We start from the raw sequence: 16,317 nt of genomic DNA, 5'->3' as shown, positions 1-16,317 counted from the left end.
CGGATGGGGCATCGTGCGGGGCACCCCCGGGGACCAGCCGGCTCCGCGCCGCCGTCGTTCTGTCATACCCCGGCCGTAAGCTGGGACCATGCCGAGTAACTGGGAAAGTCTGGACGCACCGCTGCGTGAGTCGGTGCAGCACAACGTGGAGATCTATGAGCGCGTCCGGCCTGCCCTGAAGCTGGTTACCCGCGATGTCCTGCTGGTTTTGCGGGACATGCTGAAGGGCAGCGAGGTCACGCCGCTGTTCGTTACCGGCCGCACCAAGACCGTGGAGTCCTTCAAGGAGAAGATCTCGCGCACCGAGGAGCCGCTGGAACCGGGCGGGCGGAGGCTCCTGAAGTTTCCGGACCCCTTCCGGACACTCAATGACATGGTGGGCATCCGGGTGATCACCAAGCTGCCGGCGGAGAATGCCGCGGTGGCCAACATCATCAAGCGCCAGCGGCAGCTTTTCGACTGCCGCGGCGACCGGGAAAAGGACATCGGTTCCATCGAGTCAGGAACCTACGGGTACTCCAGCCGGCACCTGATACTGCGCACCATCCAGAATGAAGCCGTCAAGGAGTACCAGCAGGTCTTCAACCCGGATCTGCAGCCCAACGGCAGCTACTTCTTCGAGTGCCAGATCCGCACCATCTTCGCGCACGCGTGGAGCGAGATTGAGCACGATATCCGGTTCAAGGCCGAGGACCCCCGCGCCTGGACGCCGCACTTCGACCGGCAGTTCACCGCCACCGCCGCCATGCTGGAAACCGTTGAAACCGCCTTCTCTGACCTTCACGAAAATTACGAGGAGGTCCGCGGTTACTGGGACATGGACGGTGAGGGCGCGGCCCCGCTTACGCCGAACCGTATCCGGGATGTATGGCGGACCCTGCTCCCGCACGTGGACCGCAAGGTGGACGATGACTGGGGCTGGGCGGCCGAGCTCCTCGCCGCGCACGGGCTCAACCAGACCATGCAGCTGGCCGGGCTGCTCAGCGCCAACCAGATCACGGAGGTCCGCAGGGCCCTGGACCACCGCTACTCCCCCGGCCCGGACCGGCTCCTGGACGACCTCCTCCTCTGGCAGTACGGCACCAAGCACATCGACCTCACGGCGGAAGAGCCCGACGCCGTCCCGCACCCGCGGCGCGACAGCCTCCTGCGGCGGTTGCGGCAGATTGAGCGGTACAGGATGACGAAGAAGTAGGGGCGGGTGCCCTGACGCCTCGCGTTTGTGGATCGAAGCCGCAACCTGAACCAGATTCCCGGAACGATCGGGAGGTTATTGACGAGGTCCTGCAGCTGATCCGAGAACTCGACAGCACTCCTGTCGACCACCTGACGCCGCTCTTCTACCAGCACGCCTATGAGGAGCTGAGGATGACCACCCTTGACCTTCTTCGCATGTTGGGACAAAAGGCCGACGGCCCCAGCTGACTCTCATCAAAGCTCAAGAGCCGATAGTGACCTTATGTAAAGGTGATGGCTGCGTATTGCATCAGGTGCATCATTCTGGGAGTCCAGAGCCGGCTGTCGGCCAGTCGGCTGCGGGGCTCAGCCCTCGCACTCGATGCAGTACGACTGGCCGTCGCTTTGCCGTGCCAGCTGGGACCGGTGCCGGACCAGGAAACAAGATGAGCAGGTGAACTCGTCCGCACCCTGCGGGATGACCTGGACGATGAGCTCCTCGGAGACGATTTCCCCGCCGAGACCAGCCCTTCGTCCAGGGCGTCCGCTTCATCGAGCTCGGTGACGACGCTGCGGGCATCCGGGGCGCTGGCGGACTTCAACGCCTCCAGGGAACTGTCCTGGAGGCGTTGACGTCGGAGCGGACTTCGTCGTAATCGGTAGCCATGTTTGGCGGTTCTCTTCTGTGTTCTCTGTCGGCTTCCTGCCTGACCAGAGAGCTGAGCGTCTCAGCTCGTTGTGGTCACGCTTTGGTTCTGGAACGCCGGCACGACGTGCTCGATGAAGAGTTCAAGTGAGCGCTTCTTCTCCTCGTGGGTGAGGCTGTTGTCGGACCAGACACTGAATTCGGTGACGCCGAGGGCTTCGTAGTGACGTATCCGTTCGATGATCTCGTCGGGGGTTCCGATCATGGCCGTCTTGTGCAGGGACTCCGGCGTGAACTCTGGACGTTCGGCGAACTTCTCTTCCGGGCTGGGCTCGAGGAAGCCGTTCTTGGGGGTTGTCTTGTTGCCGAACCAAGCGTCGAAGGTCCGGTAGAACTTGTTGATGCCTTCTGCAGGGCGGCGCCAGCCCTCGGGCTCGTCTGCCGAGTGGACGTGGGTGTGGCGCAGGACCATGAGCTCGGGGCGGGGAATGCTGGGGTTTTTCTCGACGGCGGAGTCGAATTTGCGTGCCAGGTCCTCGACTTCCTCGTCGCCCTTCATCAGTGGCGTCACCATCACGTTGCAGCCATTCTCTACGGCGAACTCGTGCGAGGAGATGTCGCGCGCAGCGATCCACATGGGCGGCGTGGGCTTTTGGACGGGCTTGGGGACACTGGTTGATATGGGGAACTGCCAGACTTCGCCGTCGTGGGCGTAGTCGCCTTCCCACAGCCTGCGCACGGCCGGAACGAGCTCGCGGAGGTGCTTGCCGCCGTCAACGGCTGACATGCCGCCCATGAGGCGGTCGAACTCAAACTGGTAGGCCCCGCGGGCCAGGCCTACTTCCATGCGTCCGTTGCTGATCACGTCCAGGAGGGCGCACTCCCCAGCGACCCGGAGCGGGTTCCAGAACGGCGCGATGATGGTTCCGGCGCCAAGCCGGATCTTTGATGTCCGCGCCGCGAGGTAGGCGAGCTGCGGCATGGGACTCGGCGAGATGGTGTATTCCATCGAGTGGTGCTCGCCGATCCAGACGGTGCTGAAGCCGCCGGCCTCGGCCATGAGCGTGAGCTCGGTCAGGTTCTCGAAGCATTCCTGGTGCGAGACAGATTCGTCCCAGCGTTCCATGTGGACAAAGAGGGAAAAGCGCATTGATAACTCCTTAGTGGGGGCCGGTTTATGGGGGTCGGCCGCTACGGCAAGGCCTGCGCCGTAGCTAGTTCGTGGCTGCGGCGTTACGTTCGGCGATGGTCTGATTGCCGCGGGACCAATGCTCGTGCTCGATTTCGCGGATGATGACGGTCGTGTTTTCCGGTACGGCGCCGACTGCCTTTTCGGCGGCCTGGTGAAGCTCGTTGATGAGCGAGCGGAGCTGTTCGGGGCTGCGGCCCCGGGCGATGGATACTTCGATAAGTGGCATGTGGGGTTTTCCTTTAGCTGCGCATGATGAAGGGATCAGAGACGGGGCCTTCGTCGGTGTTGATCCAGACGCTCTTGAGCCGGGTGTATTCGTGCATGGACTCGAGTCCGTGCTCGATGCCGACGCCCGAGTTCTTGAATCCCTGGCGCGGTGACATCGGGGACATCGCCCGGTAGGTGTTGACCCACACCGTGCCTGCTTCCAGCCGCCGTGCCATTCTGTGGGCACGTGCAAGGTTTTGGGTCCAGATACCGGCGGCGAGTCCGTATTCGGTGTCGTTGGCCAGACCCACGACCTCGTCCTCGGACTCGAAGGGCATGATCGCCGCCACTGGTCCGAAGATTTCCTCCCGCACGACGCGCATGCTGTTGTCCACATCGGTCAGCACCGTGGGTGCGAAGAAGTACCCGGGAAGTTCGATCTCTGGGCGTTTGCCGCCGGTGCGGACAGTTGCACCTTCGCTGACACCGAGATCGACGTAGGAGCTGACCTTGTCCAGCTGGGCACCGAAAGCGAGGGGGCCGAGCTCGGTGGTGGCCAGCCGCGGGTCACCGATGATGATTGAGGCCGCTCGCTCGGCGACGCGCTCGACGAGTTCGTCGTAGACGCTGCGGTGCGCGAAGACCCGGCTGCCGGCAATGCAGGTCTGACCCGCCGCCGCGAAGATCCCGGCGATGACACCCATCGCCGCGTTGGATACGTCCGCGTCCTCGAACACAATGTTGGGGCTCTTGCCGCCCAGCTCCAGGGTCGAGCCGATGAAGCGTGATGACGTCTCTGCGGCGATTCGGGCCCCTGTCTGGGTGGAGCCGGTGAAGGAGATCTTAGCCAGGTCGCGGTGGCTGACCAGGGCTGCTCCTGCTTCCTGTCCAAAGCCGGTCACAACGTTCACGACCCCGTCGGGGAACCCTGCCTGGGAGGCCAGCTCTGCTACGCGGAGGATGGTCCGGGAGGTGTACTCGCTGGGCTTGATGACGACGGTGTTGCCAGCGGCCAGGGCCGGGGCAAGCTTGGAGGTGGTCAGCGTCAGGGGCGAGTTCCACGGCGTGATGGCACCCACGACGCCAAGAGGCTCACGCTGGGTGTAGTTCAGCATGGTGATGGAGTTCGTGGGGATCTGGCTGCCCTGGACTTTGTCGGCCAACCCGGCGTAGTAGTACAGGTACTCAGGCAGGGAGGCCATCTGGCCACGCATCTCGCGCAGCAGCTTGCCGTTGTCAAGGGTTTCCAGTTCGGCGAGCTCGTCGGCATGTTCGCCAATCAAGTCCCCGAGGCGGCGGAGCAGGTGGCCGCGCTTAGTGGCCGTGAGGTCGCGCCACAGCGGGGACTCAAAGGCTTCTTTGGCTGCTGCGACGGCGCGGCGGACGTCCTCTTCGGTTCCCCGTGCAGCTTCATAGAGCACTTCGAGGGTTGCGGGGTTGGTGCTGGCAAAGTATTCGCCACCAGTTGGAGCCGACCAGGTACCCCCGATGAAGTGGTCGTAGCGGAGTTCAGCGGACATTTGAATGCTCCTTGATAAAGGCGGTCAGCGTGTGGGCGAGTTCCTGTGGACGCTCGACCGGCATCATGTGACGTGCGGCGGGAATGATGGAGTAGGTACAGCCGGGAATGGCCGCGGCAAGCCGGGCACTCATCTCCGGCGTGGAGCCCGGGTCCAGCTCCCCCGTCACTGCATGGGAAGGGACGCTGATGTCAGGGAGTTCTGGCGCGATTTCGGCGTCGGCGGTGGCAAAGACGCGGTAGCAGGCCAGGAAGGACTTCGGATCGTTCCTCTGCAGCACCTCGCGCGTGGCATCGATCAGTGCCGCGGGGACAGCGGATTCTTCCGGATACCAGCGCTCGATCGATGCCTCGACCGTCGCAGGGAAATCCGATGCAGCGGAGGCGAGCCGGACCATAACCGCGGCATGCTCCTGGGAAGTGCGGTCGCACACGGATGCCACCGAAACCAGGCTCGCCACCAGGTCAGGTCGGAATCTGGCCACGTGCTGGGCCACGAGGGCGCCGAGCGAGAAACCCACCAGATGGGTGTTCGGTTCGAGCCGTCCGGCGACGTCCGCCGCGAGCTCGGCAAGCGTGATTCCGTCCCGGGCCGGTGGACGCTGTCCGTGTCCGAGCAGTTCCAGGACCTGGACGTCGTATTCCGGTTCGAGGTATTCGCGGAGGGGCTCCCACATCGATCCATCCAGTCCCACCCCGTGGATCAGTGCTACACGCTCACGGCTCACGGCGGATGGCACCTCAGTTCTTTTCGGTGGAGAAGGCTGCCAGGCGTTGCTGGGGCCGGCCCTGGGCAGCGGCGGCGAGGGCGATCACGATTTCATCGGCGTGCGGTGCGTCGTTGATCCTGACCTCGATGCTCTGGTGGTGGGAGCGGATGGTCGCATCGGTGATGTGCTTGAGCGGGATGTCGAACAGGACACCGGCGGGACCGCGCTTTTCCACTGCGGGCAGGAGTGTCGTGGCGTTGGCGGCGTCCCGGAAATGATTTCCGAAGGCCAAGGTGTGGATCAGCCCGGAGCCGTGCTCGATCTCGCCGTTGAGCCCCACAATGGCGGCCTTGCCATACGCCTCGGCTGGAGCGCCCAGGGCCTCGAGCACCCGCGGGGCGAGAAGCGCTCCAAGGTCCGAAGCGTTGGCGTCGATACCTTCAGAGAGGTCTTCAACGAATCCCTGGCCGGCCCACGGGTTCTTGACGATGGCCGCGACAACCGCGACACGTGCCGCCGGGCTGACTTCCCGTCCTCCTTCAGTGAGGACGTCTTCGGTGACGGTGACGATCTTACGAATGCTCATGAAACAAGTTCTCCTACTGTGTCTGCTTTGACGATGGGGTCGGTACGGCGATCGCCGATGCGCGAGTGCGGGCGCGGGCCGGTGGAGGCCCCGAGAACGACGACGATCTCGCCCGGGCGCGGCGCGTCACTGACACGGGTTGTGATGGTCTGGTAGTGGGTCCGTGTTGCAGCAGCGTTCTTGTGCCACAGTGGTACGACGAGCGAGGCCCCGGCGTCACCGCGGTCGTCGGCGAAGCAGATGATGGACTCGCCTTCAAAGAATTCGCGAACGAGGTTGCCGAAGAAGGGTGTGTGGATCAGGGCGGCGCCGTGTTCGATTTCACCGTCTGTACCGACGATTGCCGCCTTGCCGAAAGCCTGGATGGCTTCGACGCCACCGAGGTTTTCAGCGAGCACGTCGGTGAGTTTACGTGCCAGGACGGGCGCGAGCTGGACCACTTCCTCACTGAGGTCATCCGTCGGACGGCCATCCAGCCAGGGATTGGTGACCACTGCCGCTGCAGTGGCGCGGACTGCGGGGATGGCCGGCGCGAGGCCGTTCTCGTCCAGGATTTCCTCGCTGTAATACACGATTTTCCGGATGCCAGGAGTTTGGTCGTTCATCGTTGAGTCTTTTCGGTCGTAACGAAGCGCATGGCTTCCTTTCGTGGTGTGTTCAACTCCGGGGATCCACTGCTGGGTCGCTCAGAGCTTCCCGGGAGGAGGCATGAACGTGGTTCCTCATTGCGGATTCGGCTCCGAAGGGGTCTTTGTGTTCGATCATTTCCAGGACCGCACGGTGTTCACGGGTGGAGGCTTCAAGCCTGCCGGGATGTTCGACCGTGCGCAGGACCAGCCGTTGGTAGGCGAGCTGGTTCATGAGCCGCCCGTAGTGCTCCACGAGCTTGCGGCTGTCCGAGCCGCGCACGATGGTCCAGTGAAACTCGTGGACAAGCCGGGCATAGGCGTCGGTGTCGTGCGTGAGCGAGGCCATTTCGGATTCTTCAAGGTTCCGCCGCAATACTGCGAGTTCCGGGACCTCTCCGCGGCGGGCAAGCAGGGAAGCGGCCAGTCCCTCCATGGATTCCTTGAGCTGGAAGAGTTCGATGATCTCCCGGCGCGTAGGCTCGCGGACGAAGGTGCCTACTTTCGGGCGGATCTCAACAAGCCCTTCGTGCTGAAGCTGCTTAAGCGCCTCCCTGATCGGTGTTCGGCTGACATCGAATTCCTGCGCCAGAAAGGCCTCCGGAAGGACTGCCCCCGGAGGGAACTCCCCGCTCAGGACGAGCCTGCGGATGCGATCCAGGAGTCCGTCCTGTTCGGCGGCTTCACCGACTGTTGCGAGGTTATCTTGCATACATGAAAGCCTATGTTGCATGCATCAGTAACGTCAATAGGACCTCCAAAAATCTGCAAAAACCGTAAAAAAGCCGGAAATATAGCTGATTTTCTCAACCCTCTTGACCTTGGCTTGTGAGCTAGCTTACCGTTCTTGGTATGCAACAGACTTTGGAACCGCTCATCACGTCGGCTTGGTTGGCCGCTTGGGACAAGGGTGACCTTGATGCCCTGGACGGCCTCGTAGCCCCCGGTTACACGCGCACCAGCAAGGCGACGGGTGCAACCGTTGACCTTGCCGGCCTTAAGTCAGAGATCGCGGCGGTCCGGGAAGCTTTCCCCGATCTGCGCACCACGGTCGATGACGTCGTCGAAGGAGATGGCACCGTCGCCGTCTTCTGGACCTCCACCGGAACCCACACCAACGAATACCTCGGCGTCCCCGCAACCGGACTGACCGTCCAGACCCGCGGATCGAACATCCTCGTCCTTGAAAACGGACGAATCCTGAAGGAGTCCGTGACGTGGGACGGAAGCGAATTGCTTGCCGGTCTCGGGATCAGGCCCCTGCGCGGCATCGCGACACCGGCCGCCCCCGACGGCGAGGACTTCCCGGAATTGGACCCGGACCTGATGAAGTCCTTCAACCGCCAGTTCATCACCGGAGTAACGGTGGTGACCACAAAGGAAGGTGAGACCCCGAAGGGGCTCGCAGCGAATTCGTACTGCTCGGTTTCCCTCGAACCGCCCCTGGTGCTCGTCTGCGTCCAAAAGACCTCGAGCACTTACTCCGCCCTGTTCTCCTCCAGCCACCTCGGTATCAACATCCTGGGCACCGAACAACTGGACACGGTCAAGACGTTTGCGTCCAAGACGCCCAACAAGTTCGCCGAACTCGACTGGCATGACGGACCCAACGGCAGTCCCCTGCTGGATGGATCCGCAGCTTCCCTGGAAGCTGAAATCCAGGAACGGTTCCAGGCCAAGACACACACCGTTTTCATCTGCCGGGTCCGCCATGCGGAAACCAGCAACACCACACCTATGGTCTACAAGGCCGGACGGTTCTTCGACGGCGCTGAACTCGCCGAACTCTAAACAGCCGGCGCGGCTGGCCACCCTCCGACAGGCTCCAGCCACGCCGACCCATCTGCTCGTAAGCAGCGCACCAACGGGTGCGCCTTCCACATTAGGACATACAGATGAGCCCTGACACCATGCGCGCGGCCGAAGACAGCGTCGCCGAAGACCGCGGTTACCGCAACAGCCTCACTAAAATCGAGCCGTACGGCATCGAGCACATCCCCGACGTCGAACGACACGGCAAACCCCGCTCCCAGTTCTTCCTCTGGTTCGCCGCAGGAATGAACTTTCCCATCGTCGTCCTTGGGTTCAGTGCCACGTATTTCGGCCTCCCCTTCTGGGCCGCGGCCCTGGCCATCGTCCTCGCTGGGGTAATCTCGTCGGCGGGAATGGGGTACCTGTCACAGATGGGAGTCCGCCTTGGAGTCCCCCAGCAGATGCAGGGCCGCGGACCACTCGGCTTCATCGGCAACCTTTTCCCCGTCGCCTACGTGAACGTCTTCGCCGGCATCGGCTGGGCAGCCGTCACCGTGATCCTCGGCGGCAAGGCCATCTCCCTGCTGACTGATATTCCCTTCTGGCTTTCCTCGCTGATCCTTATGGGCATCCAGCTCGGCGTCGCCGTCATCGGCTACAACCTGATCCACTTCCTGCAGCGAATCCTCTCTTTCGTGCTTGTCATCGGCTTTATCTTCATTACTGTCGTGGCAGCGGCCAGCGGACGCATTGAGAGCGACTTCAACCCGGCTGCAAAGGGCTTTGACGGGGTCGGTGGCTGGATCATCTTCTTCGGATGGTTCTTCTCCTTCATCGTCGCCTGGATGCCCTTTGCCTCGGACTACTCCCGCTACCTCCCCAACACCCCGGGTAACCGGCGCGGCGCAGGGTGGGCCACCATGCTCGGGAACTTCATCACCCTTGTCTGGATGGGCATCCTTGGAACCCTCCTGGGAACCACCACGACGGCCTCGGACAGCATCGGTGCACTCAAGGAACTCATGGGTCCCTGGGCCGCCGTCGGTCTCGGCGTCGTCGCACTGTCCTCCTTTACCCAGAACTTCCTGAACGTCTACGGCGGTGCCATCTCCATTCAAACGATGGGCGTACCGGTAAAACGCCACACCGCAGTCGTGTTCATCTGCGTCGCCTCTTACCTGGTGGCCCAGTGGGGGCAGACCGGCTTCAACGAAGGCTTCACGGCATTCCTGAACCTCACGGCCTACTGCATCGCCCCCTACGTCGCCGTCCTGGTCTGCGACTACCTGTTTGGTGGGCGCCGCACAGAACGCGGCCTGCGTGAACTGTTCGACAAGTCCCGAAAGTTCGAATGGGGTTTCGTGGCCTGGGCTGCCGGAGTGGTCCTTTCCTCCCCCTTCTGGATGTCCTCCATCTACACCGGCCCCATCGCCGCAGCCTTCCCAGGGATCGGGGACCTCTCCTACTACGTCGGAGCAGCCGTCGCGGCCGCCGTCTACTTCGCCACCCAGCGGCGCCAGCGCCTCTCCGGCCACGAGATGCTGGACCGCACCCCCGCTGGACAGATCCTGTGACATCCGCCCCTCGCCCCGACGTAGTCAGACTCGTCGTGATCGACATGCAGCGGGTCTTCCGGGACGAGGGGCAATGGCAGGTTCCCCGCTACGACGAGATAGTCCCCGTTATCGAACAGCTCCAGCAAGAACTCGGATCCAGCGCCGTGTTCACCCGCTTCGTTCGGGACGAGACCGAGCACGGCGCCTGGGCCGCTTACTACCAGCGCTGGAACGAGATGCGGTACCCAGCCAATTCCAACGCCTGGGACATCACCATCGATGTCCCAGGCACAGCAACGGTGGTCGACGCGCCGACGTTCTCCAAGTGGGGTCCACAGCTGGCCGCCCTCGTCCCGGAAGGGACACGCATGGTCCTGACTGGGGTAGCGACTGATTGCTGCGTCCTGTCTACCGCGCTAGGCGCTGTTGACGCCGGCCGGTTCGTCACCGTTATCTCCGATGGCTGCGCCGCCGTCGCCGATCAAGCCCAGCAACAGACGCTGGCACTGCTGGGCCTGCTCTCACCAATGTGTGAAGTGATGACCAGCGACCAGTACCTCTCCCGGCGAACGCGAAATAGCCTTCACCGCCCACGCGGTGAAATCGCGGTCACCGCGTGAAACCCTGTCCTACCCGGAGCACCGCATGAACACCCTGACCCAGCAGGCGACACTGCAACAAGACCACAAAGCCACCACCGGCCTTCCCCGCGAGGTCATCGCGACCGTCGTTCAGTGGCACGGAAGGATCGCCCTCTTCAAGCGCAGCGAGTCTGTCGGACACGAACGCGGCCTGTGGCACTGCATCACCGGCTATCTCGAGCCGAACGTTTCCCCTGAGCAGCAGGCCCTTGCCGAGCTGGAGGAAGAAGCAGGACTCGCGCCGCAGGACCTGGCCGACTTTCAGCGCGGAGAACAACTCCTGATTCCGGACCAAGAGGGTAACCCCTGGCTGGTGCACACCTTCACCGCGACAAGTCTCCGGCGCCGGCTGACAATCAACGACGAACACGATGCCTACCGTTGGACGGTCCCGTCCAAGATCAGCCGGTTTTACAATCGCGTTCCCTGGCTCGACACCGTCCTGCAGGCAGCGCCGGGCACATCAACAGGGGCACCACAGTGATCACCATCGAAGGCACCGTGGAACACGGTGACCAGCGAGGCAGACTCCTCGGGTTCCCCACCGCCAACATCCCGATAAAGAACGACGACATTGAGGACGGCGTTTGGGGAGCGATCGTACGGCTCGGAGCGGGCAGGTGGGTTCCGGCCGCGGTCTCCATAGGGCGCCGGCAGACGTTCTACGCCGAAAAGGGACAACGCCTGCTGGAAGCCCACCTCCTGAACATCAACGAGGATCTCTACGGACAAACCATCCGTATTGCACTCGCCACGAAACTTCGACCCCAACGGGCCTTTGAAAACGCCGAGTCACTGATGGAGCAGCTGCGACAAGACGTCCAACAGGTCCACCAATGGTCCCTCTCCCACTTCCCACCCTCCCCCGCCGCAGACTCACCGCGAACCACACGCAGTGCGCCCTGTGGCCTTCAGCTACGCAATCTAAGGAGCCGACATGGCTGAAACCACCACCTTGACCATCGACCGCGAAACGACCCTGCTCGCTTCCGTCCCTACCGGCCTGCTCATCAACGGTCAGTGGCGCGAGGCGTCCGACGGCGGCACGTTCGATGTGCACGACCCCGCCACCGGCGAGGTCCTCGCCACCCTCGCCTCCGCCACCAGCGACGACGCGGTGGCCGCTCTGGACGCGGCCGACGCCGTCCAGGCCTCCTGGGCGCGCACCGCACCCCGGGTACGCGCAGACATCCTCCGCCGCGCCTTTGACCTCGTCACCGAACGCGCCGAACACTTCGCCCTGCTGATGACCCTGGAAATGGGCAAACCCCTGGCAGAAGCCCGCGGCGAAGTCACCTACGGGGCGGAGTTCCTGCGCTGGTTCGCCGAGGAAGCCGTCCGGGACTACGGCCGCTACCTCACCACCCCCGAAGGCAAGAACAAGATCCTGGTCCAGCACAAACCCGTCGGCCCCTGCCTGCTCATCACCCCCTGGAACTTCCCCCTGGCCATGGCCACCCGCAAAGTCGCCCCGGCAGTGGCCGCCGGCTGCACCATGGTGTTGAAGCCTGCGAAGCTCACCCCGCTCACGGCCCAATACTTCGCGCAGACCATGCTTGACGCCGGCCTGCCCGCCGGGGTCCTCAACGTCGTCGCCTCCTCCTCCGCCTCCGGGATCTCCGGGCCGCTGCTGAAGGACTCCCGGCTGCGGAAGGTCTCCTTCACCGGCTCCACCCCGGTCGGGAAACGGCTCATGGCCGACGCGGCGCAGAACGTGCTGCGGACCTCCATGGAACTCGGCGGCAACGCCCCCTTCATCGTCTTCGAGGACGCCGACCTCGACGCCGCCGTCGAAGGGGCCATGGCGGCGAAGATGCGGAACATGGGCGAAGCCTGCACCGCAGCCAACCGCTTCCTCGTCCACGAAACCGTCGCCCAGGAATTCACCCGCAAGTTCGCCGCCGCCATGGGCGCCCTGACCACCGGCCGCGGCACCCACCCGGAGACGAAGGTTGGCCCGCTCATCGACGGCGGCGCCCGCGACGACGTCCACGCCCTGGTATCAGCGGCTGTCGACGCCGGAGCCGTGGCCGTCACCGGCGGCGCCCCCGTGGACGGGCCCGGCTACTTCTACCAGCCCACCGTCCTGGCCAACGTCCCCAACGACGCTGCGATCCTGGGCCAGGAAATCTTCGGACCCGTCGCCCCCATCACCACCTTCACCACTGACGAAGAAGCCATCACACTCGCCAACGCCAGTGAGTACGGGCTGGCGTCCTACCTCTACAGCCGCGACTTCAACCGCCTCCTTCGTGTGGCAGAGCAGATCGAATTCGGCATGGTCGGGTTCAACGCCGGCGTCATCTCCAACGCCGCAGCACCCTTCGGCGGCGTCAAACAATCCGGCCTCGGACGCGAAGGCGGCTCCGAAGGCATCGCCGAATACACCACCACCCAATACATCGGCATCGCAGACCCCTACCCCAACTAGGATTTGGGCGCGATGAACAGTCATGTTGCCCAGAACTGGTCCGCGCTAAAAGCAGGCCAATCCGTCTTCATCACCGAAAGTTCCGCTCTTCAATAGATAGGCACAGTTGACGAACTCACTGAAGACAAGACCGTCCTATGGATAATCGCTGGAACTTCACGTCGCGCCTTTGACAACCGCGAGGGCGTCGTCGTACTCCCCGCCTGACCTGAGCAGCCACCCACCAGGCGTTATCTCTACCGCGCACTCCGCCAAGCCTGACGTCAGGATGGGGTACACCCAAACCTGACGTCAGATTGTCGCGAGAATTACATCGGAATAAGGCCCCAAGCCAGCTTTCCTGACACGTCCAGTTCAAGGTCTTGGACCTCAACCGGACACATGTATGGAAGGGGGCCCGTCCGAGTCAGAAAGCGTCCCAGGGCAAGGACGCCGTAGTCGCAGTAGCCCCTGACGAGTGTGGCTCGAAATGCAAGGAAGGACAATGAGTTCAATATGCAGGACTCTGACCAGTATGCTGTACGCATGACTTCCATCAAGACCGTGGCCATCGCCGTCCCGCTTGAAGCAGAGCTTGTGGACCACATCCGTGCCGCCAACCCCTCCGTCACCGTCCTTTACGAGCCCGATCTCCTGCCGCCGGAGCGCTATCCGGCGGACCATGCCGGGGATCCGGCCTTCCAACGGACGGATGAACAGGACGAGCGCTACTGGGCGATGCTCAACAGTGCCGAGGTCCTGTATGGCTTCCCCAACGAAAGCCCTGCCGGGCTGGCACGCGTTGCCAGCCAAAACCCCAGGCTGGAGTGGGTCCACGCTATGGCGGCCGGGGCGGGCGGAGCCGTCAAGGCATCGGGCCTGAGCCAGGATCTCCTGCAGAAGTTCAAGGTCACCACCTCCGCCGGAGTCCACGCCCTGCCTCTGGCCGAGTTCGCCGCGATGGGAATCCTCAACGGCTTCAAGCGCAGCGCCGAACTTGCCCAGGACCAGGCGTCGAAAATCTGGCCCGAACTCCGCGTTCCTACCCGGCTGGTCAACGGATCAACCCTGGTGATCACCGGCCTCGGCGAAATCGGCCTGGAAACCGCCCGGATAGCCAAAGCGCTCGGCATGAAGGTCAACGGCACCAAACGGACCGTTGAACCCATCGACGGCATCGACGAAGTGACAGACAACGAAGGCCTCCCCGCCCTCCTGGCCACGGCAGACGCCGTCGTCAACACCCTGCCCGGCACCGCCTACACGGAGAAACTGTTCAACCGTGAACTGTTCGCCGCCATGAAGCCCGGAACCACCTTCGTCAACGTGGGCCGCGGGACCGTGGTGGATGAGGAGGCGCTGCTGGAGGCACTGGACAACGGCCAGGTGGGCTACGCCTGCCTCGACGTCTTCGCCGTGGAGCCGCTGCCGCAGGACAGCCCCCTGTGGAACCACCCGAAGGTTATGGTCTCGCCGCACACCTCCGCCCTCAGCGCCGCGGAGAACCGCCTGATCACCGAGCGGTTCTGCAGCAACCTCCGGACATTCCTCGACGGCGGGGACCTCCCCCACCTCGTGGACACGGTCCACTTCTACTAGGACGGGGCGGAGAACCGGTGCGCATCGCAAGACTACAGACAGCAGCTGGTCCGCAATACGCCGTTGGGAGCGACGGCGGCTGGGACCACATCGTCGACCCGTTCGAGGGAACCCTCCGCTACACCGGCGCTGCCACCACCCACAGCGAGGCAGTATTCCTCGCCCCGGTGAGGCCCGCCGTCGTCCTGGGCATTGGCCATAACCGCACTTTGAATGACCATCCCCTGCCCATCCAGGCGTGGCACAAGTCCGTCCACACCATCGCCGGCCCGGGCGACGCCATCACCGCGGTCCGTGGACAGGGCACGGTCAATGCCGAGGGTGAACTCGCCGTCGTGATGGGCAGGACCGCCGCCAACCTGACCGCGGAAAACGCCCTGGAGCACGTCTTCGGCTACACCTGCGTCAACGATGTCACCAACGTGGACCAGAACGCGGTGGACGAGCGGAACTTCCAGGGCAAGGCCGGCGTCAACTACACACCCATGGGCCCCTGGATAGAAACCAAACTCCCGGATCCCGAAAAGGTGGCCATCGACGTTTACGTCAACGGGATAGCCAAGGCCACGTCCGGGACCTTCAACCTCCCCTCCTCGGTGGTGGAGTGCCTCATCTATGTCACGTCATGGCTGACCCTGGAACCCGGCGACGTGGTGATGACCGGAGCGCCCGCCACAGTGGTTCCCGTCGAGCCCGGGGACCGGGTGGACATCAGGGTGGAGGGCATCGGCACCCTCAGCAGCCTCGTGGCCTGACGGCAGCGGTGTGCCAACGCGGCACTTATGATGGAACGCGTTCAGCTGACTGAACGCAACCGCACTCCACCTTGGCGACCTGAGGAGAACCATGGCCGATTCCCATATCCCCGCGTCCTCCGACAAGCCGGGAGCCACCTCGCCGGCGCCGGCCGTTACCCGGGCAGCAGCGGTCCTGGACGCCCTCGCCGCCTCGGCCACCGGCCGTCTCACCTTGAGCGACCTCTCCCGCGAAGTGGGAATTCCCAAGTCCTCCACCTCCAACCTCCTGCTGGCACTGGAGGAGGCCCGGCTGATCAGCCGGCAGGGCTCGGAGTTCACGCTGGGCCGCAAGCTGGTGGAACTGGGCGCCGCTTACCTGGGCCGGATGGACGAGGTGCAGGAGTTTTACCGTTACTGCGAGCAGGCCTCCGTCCTTTCCCGCGAAACGGTGCGGATCGCCATGCTGGACGGTACCAACGTCATTTACCTGGCGCGGTATGAAGGGCACCCTGCCGTGCGGCTCACGTCCAACATCGGCGACAAGATGCCGGTGTCCCTGTGCGCCGTGGGCAAGGCCCTGATCGCGCGGCTGCGCGACCATGACCTGGAGGAAATGTTCCCGGACAGCGCCGAGCTTCCCGTCCTCACGCCAAAATCCCTGCGCACCGGCGCGGAGCTCAAGGCACAGCTGAAGGAGATCCGCGAGCAGGGCTTCGCCTTCGAGGATGAGGAATCCACCACCGGCGTGGTGTGCCTCGCCGTTTCCGTCCCCACCCGCGGTGCCCACGGCCCCAGCCTGGGCCTGTCCGTGACAGCCCTCAAGGCCACTTACACGCCGGAGCAGGGCTCCCAGATAGTCAAGGAACTGCAGGAACTCGCCCACTCCCTGGGCAATCCGATGGGCTAGGGTCCGCGCCGTCCACGGTGTCGTCCGAAAAACAAAAACAAAACTGTTGCTCG

At 63.7% G+C, this 16,317-nt stretch carries 17 protein-coding genes and 1 pseudogene; 10 read left to right on the top strand and 8 right to left on the bottom strand.

Annotated elements, in window-relative coordinates; genetic code table 11:
• Positions 1–88: 88 nt before the first annotated feature.
• Positions 89–1,195, top strand: coding sequence for a GTP pyrophosphokinase family protein (locus NIBR502770_RS18525; RefSeq protein ID WP_141158694.1), 1,107 nt, complete (start codon positions 89–91; stop codon positions 1,193–1,195).
• A 347-nt stretch (positions 1,196–1,542) separates the two neighbouring features.
• Here the strand turns inward: NIBR502770_RS18525 and NIBR502770_RS18520 are convergent.
• The 8 genes and pseudogenes from NIBR502770_RS18520 to NIBR502770_RS18485 form a co-directional block, all read right to left on the bottom strand.
• Positions 1,543–1,843, bottom strand: a pseudogene (locus NIBR502770_RS18520) (DUF4193 domain-containing protein).
• Between the two features lie 61 nt (positions 1,844–1,904).
• On the bottom strand, positions 1,905–2,972 hold the full coding sequence (locus NIBR502770_RS18515) for an LLM class flavin-dependent oxidoreductase (RefSeq protein WP_141182925.1): 1,068 nt from the start codon (positions 2,970–2,972) through the stop codon (positions 1,905–1,907).
• Positions 2,973–3,036: 64 nt separating this feature from the next.
• Positions 3,037–3,240: a tautomerase family protein gene (locus NIBR502770_RS18510; RefSeq protein WP_028277943.1), complete on the bottom strand. Its 204-nt coding sequence runs from the start codon at positions 3,238–3,240 to the stop codon at positions 3,037–3,039.
• 13 nt (positions 3,241–3,253) lie between these two features.
• Positions 3,254–4,741, bottom strand: coding sequence for an aldehyde dehydrogenase (locus tag NIBR502770_RS18505; protein WP_141182924.1), 1,488 nt, complete (start codon positions 4,739–4,741; stop codon positions 3,254–3,256).
• Positions 4,731–5,468 carry an alpha/beta fold hydrolase gene (locus tag NIBR502770_RS18500; protein ID WP_141182923.1) on the bottom strand — a complete coding sequence of 246 codons (738 nt, stop codon included), beginning with the start codon at positions 5,466–5,468 and terminating at the stop codon, positions 4,731–4,733. The genes NIBR502770_RS18505 and NIBR502770_RS18500 overlap by 11 nt, the downstream gene beginning before the upstream one ends.
• 13 nt (positions 5,469–5,481) lie before the next feature.
• Entirely contained in the window at positions 5,482–6,036 is a 555-nt protein-coding gene (locus NIBR502770_RS18495) for an amino acid synthesis family protein (protein ID WP_110542234.1), read from the bottom strand.
• Complete coding sequence (locus NIBR502770_RS18490; protein ID WP_141182922.1) at positions 6,033–6,641, bottom strand: amino acid synthesis family protein; 609 nt, start codon at positions 6,639–6,641, stop codon at positions 6,033–6,035. Before NIBR502770_RS18490 ends, NIBR502770_RS18495 begins: the two co-directional genes overlap by 4 nt.
• Before the next feature lie 52 nt (positions 6,642–6,693).
• A complete protein-coding gene (locus NIBR502770_RS18485; RefSeq protein ID WP_141182921.1) occupies positions 6,694–7,374 on the bottom strand; it encodes a GntR family transcriptional regulator in 681 nt (226 codons plus the stop codon).
• Positions 7,375–7,514: 140 nt separating this feature from the next.
• Between NIBR502770_RS18485 and NIBR502770_RS18480 the strand changes: the two genes are divergently transcribed.
• The 9 genes from NIBR502770_RS18480 to NIBR502770_RS18440 all read left to right on the top strand — a co-directional run bounded on the left by NIBR502770_RS18480 (position 7,515) and on the right by NIBR502770_RS18440 (position 16,264).
• Positions 7,515–8,453 carry a flavin reductase gene (locus tag NIBR502770_RS18480; RefSeq protein WP_141182920.1) on the top strand — a complete coding sequence of 313 codons (939 nt, stop codon included), beginning with the start codon at positions 7,515–7,517 and terminating at the stop codon, positions 8,451–8,453.
• Between the two features lie 104 nt (positions 8,454–8,557).
• Positions 8,558–9,988, top strand: a complete 1,431-nt coding sequence (locus NIBR502770_RS18475) for a cytosine permease (RefSeq protein ID WP_141182919.1) — start codon at positions 8,558–8,560, stop codon at positions 9,986–9,988.
• Positions 9,985–10,590: a cysteine hydrolase family protein gene (locus NIBR502770_RS18470; RefSeq protein WP_210418886.1), complete on the top strand. Its 606-nt coding sequence runs from the start codon at positions 9,985–9,987 to the stop codon at positions 10,588–10,590. Before NIBR502770_RS18475 ends, NIBR502770_RS18470 begins: the two co-directional genes overlap by 4 nt.
• Before the next feature lie 25 nt (positions 10,591–10,615).
• The gene (locus tag NIBR502770_RS18465; protein ID WP_141182918.1) at positions 10,616–11,095 is read left to right on the top strand and encodes an NUDIX domain-containing protein; all 480 of its coding nucleotides are present in this window, start codon (positions 10,616–10,618) and stop codon (positions 11,093–11,095) included.
• Positions 11,092–11,556 carry a riboflavin kinase gene (locus tag NIBR502770_RS21890; RefSeq protein ID WP_168223197.1) on the top strand — a complete coding sequence of 155 codons (465 nt, stop codon included), beginning with the start codon at positions 11,092–11,094 and terminating at the stop codon, positions 11,554–11,556. Before NIBR502770_RS18465 ends, NIBR502770_RS21890 begins: the two co-directional genes overlap by 4 nt.
• Complete coding sequence (locus tag NIBR502770_RS18455; protein ID WP_141182917.1) at positions 11,549–13,042, top strand: NAD-dependent succinate-semialdehyde dehydrogenase; 1,494 nt, start codon at positions 11,549–11,551, stop codon at positions 13,040–13,042. Before NIBR502770_RS21890 ends, NIBR502770_RS18455 begins: the two co-directional genes overlap by 8 nt.
• Positions 13,043–13,567: 525 nt before the next feature.
• Positions 13,568–14,620 (top strand): D-2-hydroxyacid dehydrogenase, encoded by a 1,053-nt coding sequence (locus NIBR502770_RS18450; protein WP_141182916.1) that lies wholly within the window; start codon positions 13,568–13,570, stop codon positions 14,618–14,620.
• A 17-nt stretch (positions 14,621–14,637) separates the two neighbouring features.
• On the top strand, positions 14,638–15,375 hold the full coding sequence (locus tag NIBR502770_RS18445; RefSeq protein WP_141182915.1) for a fumarylacetoacetate hydrolase family protein: 738 nt from the start codon (positions 14,638–14,640) through the stop codon (positions 15,373–15,375).
• Positions 15,376–15,466: 91 nt separating this feature from the next.
• Positions 15,467–16,264 (top strand): IclR family transcriptional regulator, encoded by a 798-nt coding sequence (locus NIBR502770_RS18440; RefSeq protein WP_141182914.1) that lies wholly within the window; start codon positions 15,467–15,469, stop codon positions 16,262–16,264.
• Positions 16,265–16,317 lie beyond the last annotated feature (53 nt).

The organism is Pseudarthrobacter sp. NIBRBAC000502770, from assembly GCF_006517815.1.
Lineage (GTDB): Bacteria > Actinomycetota > Actinomycetes > Actinomycetales > Micrococcaceae > Arthrobacter > Arthrobacter niigatensis.
Note: the sequence above shows the minus strand (reverse complement) of the source record. Positions and strands in the feature narration are given on the sequence as shown.